The sequence below is a fragment of the Halopseudomonas bauzanensis genome, assembly GCF_900114735.1.
In the GTDB taxonomy this organism is placed as follows: Bacteria; Pseudomonadota; Gammaproteobacteria; order Pseudomonadales; family Pseudomonadaceae; genus Halopseudomonas; species Halopseudomonas bauzanensis.
Window position 1 is genome coordinate 1,371,565 of sequence record NZ_FOUA01000001.1, and the last position, 7,827, is coordinate 1,379,391.

7 protein-coding genes and 1 rRNA gene are annotated in these 7,827 nt (G+C 57.1%); all 8 read right to left on the bottom strand.

Annotated elements, in window-relative coordinates:
* Positions 1-38: 38 nt before the first annotated feature.
* Entirely contained in the window at positions 39-1,277 is a 1,239-nt protein-coding gene (locus BM267_RS06315) for a saccharopine dehydrogenase family protein (RefSeq protein ID WP_036993242.1), read from the bottom strand.
* A gap of 40 nt (positions 1,278-1,317) precedes the next feature.
* Positions 1,318-2,415, bottom strand: a complete 1,098-nt coding sequence (gene nspC / locus BM267_RS06320) for a carboxynorspermidine decarboxylase (RefSeq protein ID WP_074777228.1) — start codon at positions 2,413-2,415, stop codon at positions 1,318-1,320.
* A gap of 166 nt (positions 2,416-2,581) precedes the next feature.
* On the bottom strand, positions 2,582-3,232 hold the full coding sequence (locus BM267_RS06325) for a porin family protein (protein ID WP_036993245.1): 651 nt from the start codon (positions 3,230-3,232) through the stop codon (positions 2,582-2,584).
* A 114-nt stretch (positions 3,233-3,346) separates the two neighbouring features.
* The gene (locus tag BM267_RS06330; RefSeq protein ID WP_036993246.1) at positions 3,347-4,480 is read right to left on the bottom strand and encodes a sulfate/molybdate ABC transporter ATP-binding protein; all 1,134 of its coding nucleotides are present in this window, start codon (positions 4,478-4,480) and stop codon (positions 3,347-3,349) included.
* Positions 4,480-5,343 (bottom strand): sulfate ABC transporter permease subunit CysW, encoded by an 864-nt coding sequence (cysW, locus tag BM267_RS06335; RefSeq protein WP_074777226.1) that lies wholly within the window; start codon positions 5,341-5,343, stop codon positions 4,480-4,482. Before cysW ends, BM267_RS06330 begins: the two co-directional genes overlap by 1 nt.
* Before the next feature lie 5 nt (positions 5,344-5,348).
* Positions 5,349-6,215 (bottom strand): sulfate/thiosulfate ABC transporter permease CysT, encoded by an 867-nt coding sequence (cysT, locus tag BM267_RS06340; RefSeq protein ID WP_036993248.1) that lies wholly within the window; start codon positions 6,213-6,215, stop codon positions 5,349-5,351.
* 12 nt (positions 6,216-6,227) lie between these two features.
* Positions 6,228-7,250: a thiosulfate ABC transporter substrate-binding protein CysP gene (cysP, locus tag BM267_RS06345; protein WP_083392337.1), complete on the bottom strand. Its 1,023-nt coding sequence runs from the start codon at positions 7,248-7,250 to the stop codon at positions 6,228-6,230.
* A 270-nt stretch (positions 7,251-7,520) separates the two neighbouring features.
* A 5S ribosomal RNA gene (rrf, locus tag BM267_RS06350) occupies positions 7,521-7,636 on the bottom strand.
* Positions 7,637-7,827 lie beyond the last annotated feature (191 nt).

A 7,827-nucleotide genomic window follows, 5' to 3' on the forward strand; every position in this document is an offset into this window, starting at 1 on the left:
AAACCCCGGTCAGACCGGGGTTTTTATTGGCGGTGAACTCAGAAGCTCAGCGCGCGATCGCCCTGCTCGTCCTTGATGCGGGTCGGCAGACCCATCTCGTTGAGCAGGTTGATGAAGGGCTTGCAGTCCAGCTCTTCGACGTTGACCATCTTCTGCACATCCCACTTACCCTGGGCGATCAGGATGGCAGCAGCCACTGGCGGCACACCGGCAGTGTAGGAAATACCCTGGCTGCCCACTTCCTGGTACGCCTCGGCATGGTCGGCGACGTTGTAGATGAACACTTCCTTGTCAGCGCCGTCCTTCTTGCCTTTGACCAGATCGCCAATGCAGGTCTTGCCCTGGTAGTTCGGCGCCAGGGAAGACGGATCAGGCAATACCGCCTTGACCACCTTCAGCGGCACCACTTCCAGACCTTCGGCGGTGGTAACGGGCTGCTCGGACAGCAGACCGAGGTTCTTCAGTACGGTGAAAACATTGATGTAGTGCTCGCCAAACCCCATCCAGAAGCGGATGTTGGGCACGTCGAGGTTCTTCGACAGCGAGTGCAGCTCGTCATGACCGGTCATGTAGCTGGTCTGCTCGCCGACCACCGGCAGGTCATCCGTGCGCTTGACCTCGAACATCTGGTTGCTGGTCCACTGGCTGTTCTGCCATGACCAGACCTGCCCGGTAAATTCACGGAAGTTGATCTCGGGATCGAAGTTGGTCGCGAAATAATGTCCGTGGCTACCGGCGTTGATGTCGATGATGTCGATATCGCTGACGCTGTCGAAATACTCGTTCACCGCAATAGCCGCGTAGGCGTTGACCACACCTGGATCAAAGCCGACGCCGAGAATGGCGGTCACGTTATTCGCTTCGCACAGCTCGCGACGTTTCCATTCATAGTTGGCATACCACGGCGGCGTCTCGCAGATTTTTTCCGGATCTTCGTGGATCGCGGTGTCCAGATAGGCGGCACCCGTCTCGATGCAGGCCTGCAGCACCGACATGTTGATGAAGGCCGATCCAACATTGATGACCAGTTGCGACTGTGTCTTGGCAATCAGTGCCTTGGTTGCCTCGATATCGAGCGCATCCAGGGCATGGGCTTGCAATTCACCGGCAGTTTTGAGGCTGCCCTTTTCTCGTACACTGTCGACGATCTGCTGACACTTCTCGACAGTACGCGAGGCGATGTGGATGTCTCCCAGCACGTCATTATGCTGCGCACATTTATGCGCGACGACCTGGGCCACCCCTCCGGCACCAATAATCAGAACGTTTCTCTTCATTTCTCTTCCTCTGAACGCCTCCTTGGGCTAATTCATGACCTCAGGAGAGGGCACTCGCAAAATCTTCGAATCCAAACTCACGTACCAGTTCAACCTCACCGTCCAGTTGGCGGACGGCGATGGATGGCATTTTCACGCCATTGAACCAATTCTTCTTTACCATTGTGTAACCGGCCGCATCGATGAAGGACAGCCGATCACCGATCTGCAGCGGCTTGTCGAACCGGAACTCACCGAAGATATCGCCGGCCAGACAGGACTTGCCGCAGACCATGTACTCATGGGGGCCGTCACAGGGCTCCATGCGCGCCGACTGACGGTAGATCAGCAGGTCCAGCATGTGCGCTTCGATCGAGCTGTCGACCACCGCCAGTTGCTTGCCGTTATACAGGGTGTCCAGCACCGAAACTTCCAGCGAGGTGCTCATGGTAATGGCAGCCTCGCCCGGCTCCAGATAGACCTGAACCCCATATTGCTCGGCGAACTGTTTCAGACGGGCGCAGAACTTGTCCAATGGATAGCCTTCGCCAGTGAAGTGGATACCACCACCCAGGCTGACCCACTGGACTCGCTTCAACAGATCACCGAAGCGCTCCTCGATCTGCCGCAACATGCTGTCGAACAGGTCGAAGTCACTGTTTTCGCAATTGTTGTGGATCATGAAACCGGAGATCTGGTCGATCACCTGCTCCACCTTCTGCGCATCCCACTCGCCCAGCCGGCTGAAAGGCCGCGCCGGGTCGGCAATCAACCAGTCGGAACTGCTGACCTGCGGATTGAGCCGCAAACCACGGGTGTGGCTGGCCGAAGCATCGGCGAAACGCTGCAACTGGCTGATGGAATTGAAGATGATCTTGTCTGAATGGGCCAGGACCTCGGCAATCTCATCATCGGCGTAGGCCACGCTGTAGGCATGGGTCTCACCGGCGAACTTGAGCTTGCCCAGCTTGACTTCATACAGCGAAGAGGAGGTCGTGCCGTCCATGTACTCCTGCATCAGGTCGAAAACCGACCAGGTAGCGAAGCACTTGAGCGCCAACAATGCCTTGGCTCCAGAGTGTTCGCGCACATAGGCGATCTTTTCCATGTTGCGCTGCAGCTTGATCTTGTCGATCAGGTAATACGGCGTCTTGATCACGGTGTCATGGCCCTCGAATCCGCCCGGTCGAACCAGGCAATTACGCAAACGGGCGATTATAGTGCAAAGGGGGCAGTGCTTCGAGAAAATTTGGCTGGGGATCGATCAGGGTCGCTACTGCTTGTTGCGAAAGCAGCCCGGGGCAGAGCGGCCCGGGCTGGTGGGATCAGAAATTGTAGCGTAGGCCGATGGAGCCGAAGTCGACATCATATTCATCGGCAACATCACGATACTGCTCGTATTCCGCAACCAGTTCGATTTGGGGAGTGAAGGCGTAGGATGCGCCTACACCGAAGGAAGTAACCCACTCGGTAGTCGAATCGCTTTCCGTCAGGGAACCAACGCCTGCCATTGAAACCTTTTGCTTAGCTTCCGTTTTCAGCTGGTGGTAGCCCACCTTGCCGAACAGCTTGAAGCGGTCCAGAGGCAACGTGCCAACCACGTTGGCACCAAAGCCATCGGTGTCGCCATCGATCTTGGCGCTCAATGTATCGAACCCGTCGCTGAGCTCCGCTTTATAGCTGGCTGTACCGAGATCAATATATTGAAATTCCAGACCGACATAGCGGTTCAATTGAATACCCGCGCCTATCTTGAAGGCCGAGTCTTTCCCGTCATAATCCGAACCGAAGATCAGACCAGCGTCGTTAGCGATAGCACCGAGCTCACTATCCAGGCCGCGAACAAAATCGGGTGTGTCTGCATCCGCTTGGCCAATATTGCCAAACAGATAGCCATTAGATTGAATCTCTGCAGCCTGAAGGCCTGACACCATGACACCGGATACCAATACGGCAAGCAATGATTTACGCAACATGAACTAACTCCCTTCTGTTCTTATATAGCCGCCTGCATGGCAGCCGTTCCCTTTGTCTACATTCCTGTAGCTTCGGGATAATAAATCACCGCTTCGCTTAATGTCACGCCGATATCAGATCATCGCCGCAGGATCATCCAGCTCCCCGCTTTGCCAGCGGATCGTTTCCGGCGCCTGCCCTTCAGCCTGGAAGACATGGGCCACCCGCGGCACAGCGAAGCAGTGGTCGCCCCGGGCCGGTTGCCAGCTATTGAACTGGGTGTGGGTTATGCCGACTTCCCAATGCTCCGCCGTCGCCCAACCGCGGGCAGACAATTCCAGCCGCACCTCGGCGCCGACCAGGCTGATCGACTCGATGCACAGCGGAAGATGGGCATGGGCTGCCGGCGCACTCTGGAGGGTTAATTCGTGCGGGCGCATGTACAGCTGCGCCGTCTGCCCCACCCGCTCCGCTGCGCCGACAGGCAGCCGAACCCAGGCGTCATCCTGATTAAGCAGCGTACCGTTTTGCTGGCCGGCGAACACATTCACATGACCGAGAAAATCGAATACGAACTGGCTGCTCGGCTCGGCATACAACTGCTGCGGCCGATCCACCTGCTCGATGCGCCCGGCGCTCATTACCGCGACCTGATCGGATAGCTCCAGCGCTTCCTCCTGGTCATGGGTAACGAAGACGCTGGTGAAATGAAACTCCGAATGCAGGGCGCGCAACCAGCGGCGCAGATCCTTGCGAACCTTGGCATCCAACGCACCGAAGGGCTCATCCAACAGCAAGATCTGCGGCTTCATCGACAGCGCACGGGCCAGCGCGATCCGCTGTTTCTGCCCACCGGACAGCTGGGCCGGGAACCGGTCCGCCAGCTGCCCTAGTTGAACCATTTCCAGCAGCATATCGACGCGTTTGCGAATCTCCGCCGCCGGCGGTCTTTCCTTCGCAGGCATCACTTCAAGCCCGAACGCTACGTTCTGGGCCACCGTCATGTGCCGAAACAAGGCATAGTGCTGGAACACGAAACCAACCTTGCGTTCGCGCACATGCAAGCCGGTAACGTCTTCACCATGAAACAGGATCCGCCCGCCATCGGCTGTTTCCAGACCGGCAATGATCCGCAGCAGCGTCGTCTTGCCCGAGCCGGACGGCCCGAGCAGCCCGACCAACTGGCCATCCGGGATATCCAGCGACACATCCTTCAGCGCCTGAAAGGAGCCAAAATGCTTGGTAATACCTTCGATGGAAATACTCATCAGCGATTATCCGATTGATCATCGAGAGGGGCGCGCTGCCGGGCCTGACGCCACTCCACAAAACTTTTCACGACTATGGTGATCAGCGCGATACCTGCCAGCAGCGACGCACTGGCAAAAGCACCGACCACGTTGTAATCCTGGTATAGCAGCTCGACATGCAGCGACAGGGTGTTGGTCTCGCCGCGAATGTTGCCCGACACGACCGAGACCGCACCAAATTCACCCACCGCCCGGGCATTGGTCAACACCACTCCGTAGAGCAGTGCCCATTGGATATTCGGCAACGTGATTCGGCGAAACAGCTGCCAGCCGGTGGCACCCAACACCACGCCGGCCTCTTCTTCCTCGCGGCCCTGCTGCTGCATGAGCGGGATCAGCTCCCTGGCCACGAAGGGACAGGTCACGAAGACCGTTACCATCACGATGCCTGGCCAGGAAAACATCAACTGCACATCCTGATCCATCAGCCAACTACCCAGCCAACCGTTGCTGCCATACAGCAGCAGGTACAGCAGACCGGCTACCACTGGCGACACTGCGAAGGGTATATCGATCAAGGTGATCAACACCTTGCGGCCGGGGAAGTCGAAGCGTGTCACCAGCCAGGCCAGCATGACGCCAAAAACCAGATTGATCGGCACCGTCAGCGCAGCCACCAGCAACGTCAGCCCGATCGCGTGCATCGTATAGGTGTCAGTCAGGTTGGCCCAGTAGTTTGCCCCACCGGCGGCGAAGGCCTGCTTGAAGATGATCACCAACGGGATCACCAGCATCAGCATGGTTACCGCGAAAGCCAGGGCGATCAACGACCACTTCACCCAGGGCTGATCACCGGCGCGCATTGCCTTGCGTTCGTGCATGGCGCTCACCGTCCGTGCAGCCGGCGCAGATAGCGCGCCTGCCAAAGGTTAATACCCAGCAACAGGATCAGCGAAGCTATGAGCACTACCGAGGCAATGGCGCTGGCGGCCGCGTGATCGAACTCCTGCAGCCGTACGAAGATCATCAAGCTGATGATCTCGCTGACATAGGGCATGTTACCGGCAATGAAGATCACCGCGCCGAACTCTCCAAGGCTCCGGGTAAACGAAAGCGCCACGCCGGTCATCAGCGCCGGCCACATGGCGGGAAACAGAATCCGGCGAAACACCGTCCAGTCCGTTGCCCCCAGACTGACCGCAGCCTCCTCATCCTCCGGAGCCAGATCTTCCAGCACCGGCTGCACCGTGCGCACCACGAACGGCAGGCTGGTGAAAGACATCGCCACGATGATACCCAACGGGGTAAAGGCGACCTTGATATCGAACAGCGAGAAAATCTGGCCGTACCAACCATCTGCGGCGAAAAGCGCAGTCAGGGTAATCCCCGCCACCGCCGTCGGTAACGCGAACGGCAGATCGATGAGCGCATCCATGATGCGTTTGCCGGGGAAGTCGTAGCGCACCAACACCCAGGCCAGCAGCAAGCCGACCAGACCATTGATTATCGATGCCAAGGCAGCGGCCCAGAGAGTGACCTTATAGGAGGCGATTACCCGCTCATCAGTCACCACCGCCCAGTACCGCTCCCAGCCCATATCTGCGGTCTGCATGATCAGGCCAGTGAGTGGCAGCAGCAGGACGATACTGATGAAGAACAGCGAAACGCCAAGGCTCAAAGCAAAACCCGGCAAGACACGCTTGCCGGGTTGGCTGGAACGACCCGGCAACAGGCCGGAGAGAGATCGATTCATGTGAAGATTGTTTTACCGACGCTGGAGTTGATCCAGTTTACCACCACTGGCGAAATGTTCCTTCATCACATTTTCCCAGCTGCCGCCAATCTCTTCGACGGGCAACAGTTCAACTTCCGGGAATTGGTCAGCGAACTCGGCTTTCACCTTCTCGTTGTGCACCCGGTTGTAGAAGCCGGCGATCAGGCGCTGCGCATCTTCGGAGTACAGCCCTTCCAGATAGGCTTTTGCCAGCCCTTCGGTACCGTTGTGCTTGACGCTCTTGTCGATCCAGGTCACTGGGAACTCGGCCAGGAAACTGATTTTCGGCACCACGACTTCGTATCCGTCGTTCTGTGCAGCAATATTGTTGACCTCGGACTCGAAGGTCAGCAGAACGTCGCCGATACCACGCTCCACGAAGGTGGTAGTCGCGCCACGTCCGCCGGTGTCGAATACTGCCACGTTACCCAGGAACGTACGCAGGAAGTTGTCGATAGCAGCTTGATCATCGCCATAGGTTTTCTGTGCATAACCCAGCGCCGCCAGATAGGTGTAACGGCCATTACCCGACGTTTTCGGGTTGGGCAGCACGGAACTGACATCCTCTCTGGTCAGGTCATCCCAGTTCTGAATGTTCTTCGGGTTTCCCTTGCGCACCAGGAACGCCATGGTCGAGTAATACGGCGAGCTGGCATTGGGCAGACGATCCCGCCAATCCTCCGGAATCAGATTACCGCGCTCATGCAGGATATCGACATCGGTTACCTGGTTGTAGGTCACCACATCTGCCCGCAGGCCCTGGATGATCGCTTGAGCCTGGCGTGAAGAGCCCGCATGCGACTGTCTGACCTCCACAGTCTTGCCGGTCTCCTTCTCCCATTGCTCGGCGAACAGCTCGTTGTAAGCAGAGAACAGCTCTCGAGCAATATCGTAGGAGGAGTTGAGCAGAGTCTGATCCGCCGCCTGGACGTGCCCCATGGACAAACCGGCACTCATCACCAAGGCGCCACCCCAACGGCTGGCTCGTTTGAACAGGGAACGGTGAGTGGCCATACATCCTCCAGGCAATTACTGCTGTCATTAATCAGGCCAAAGAGAATAACCAAGCTAGTTCTATATAACAATATTTCAATTAGACCGTTTTACTTAGCACATAAAACAATAAGGCATAAGAGCATTATGTGAGCTTGTCGGCCAGCCCATCGCGGCCAAGGCCGCTCCCATCACCAGGCGCGAACTCGTAGCACAAGGCACAAGGTGCGTAGACAGGTGGCGATTCAGGCATAAAAAAACCCCGCCAGCTGGCGGGGTTTCTTATTTGAAGCTTGACGATGACCTACTCTCACATGGGGAGTCCCCACACTACCATCGGCGATGCATCGTTTCACTGCTGAGTTCGGAATGGGATCAGGTGGTTCCAATGCTCTATGGTCGTCAAGCAATTCGGTTGTCGGGTGGGTGTTGAGTCCACACAACGAAAGGGTGGGAAAAGTGATAGTCATTTAACAAGGAGGTCACTGTAATCTCGTGCCGTTCCAGCTTGTCGTTCAATCAATGTGTCAGGCCATGGCCCAAATTGTTTGGGCGTTATATGGTCAAGCCACACGGGCAATTAGTACTGGTTAGCTCA

Excerpts from the sequence above, each read along its gene's own strand:
- BM267_RS06325 (WP_036993245.1), bottom strand. The coding sequence starts at position 3,232 with ATGTTGCGTAAATCATTGCTTGCCGTATTGGTATCCGGTGTCATGGTG.
- cysT (WP_036993248.1), bottom strand. The coding sequence starts at position 6,215 with ATGAATCGATCTCTCTCCGGCCTGTTGCCGGGTCGTTCCAGCCAACCC.
- cysP (WP_083392337.1), bottom strand. The coding sequence starts at position 7,250 with ATGGCCACTCACCGTTCCCTGTTCAAACGAGCCAGCCGTTGGGGTGGC.
- BM267_RS06330 (WP_036993246.1), bottom strand. The coding sequence starts at position 4,480 with ATGAGTATTTCCATCGAAGGTATTACCAAGCATTTTGGCTCCTTTCAG.
- BM267_RS06315 (WP_036993242.1), bottom strand. The coding sequence starts at position 1,277 with ATGAAGAGAAACGTTCTGATTATTGGTGCCGGAGGGGTGGCCCAGGTC.
- cysW (WP_074777226.1), bottom strand. The coding sequence starts at position 5,343 with ATGCACGAACGCAAGGCAATGCGCGCCGGTGATCAGCCCTGGGTGAAG.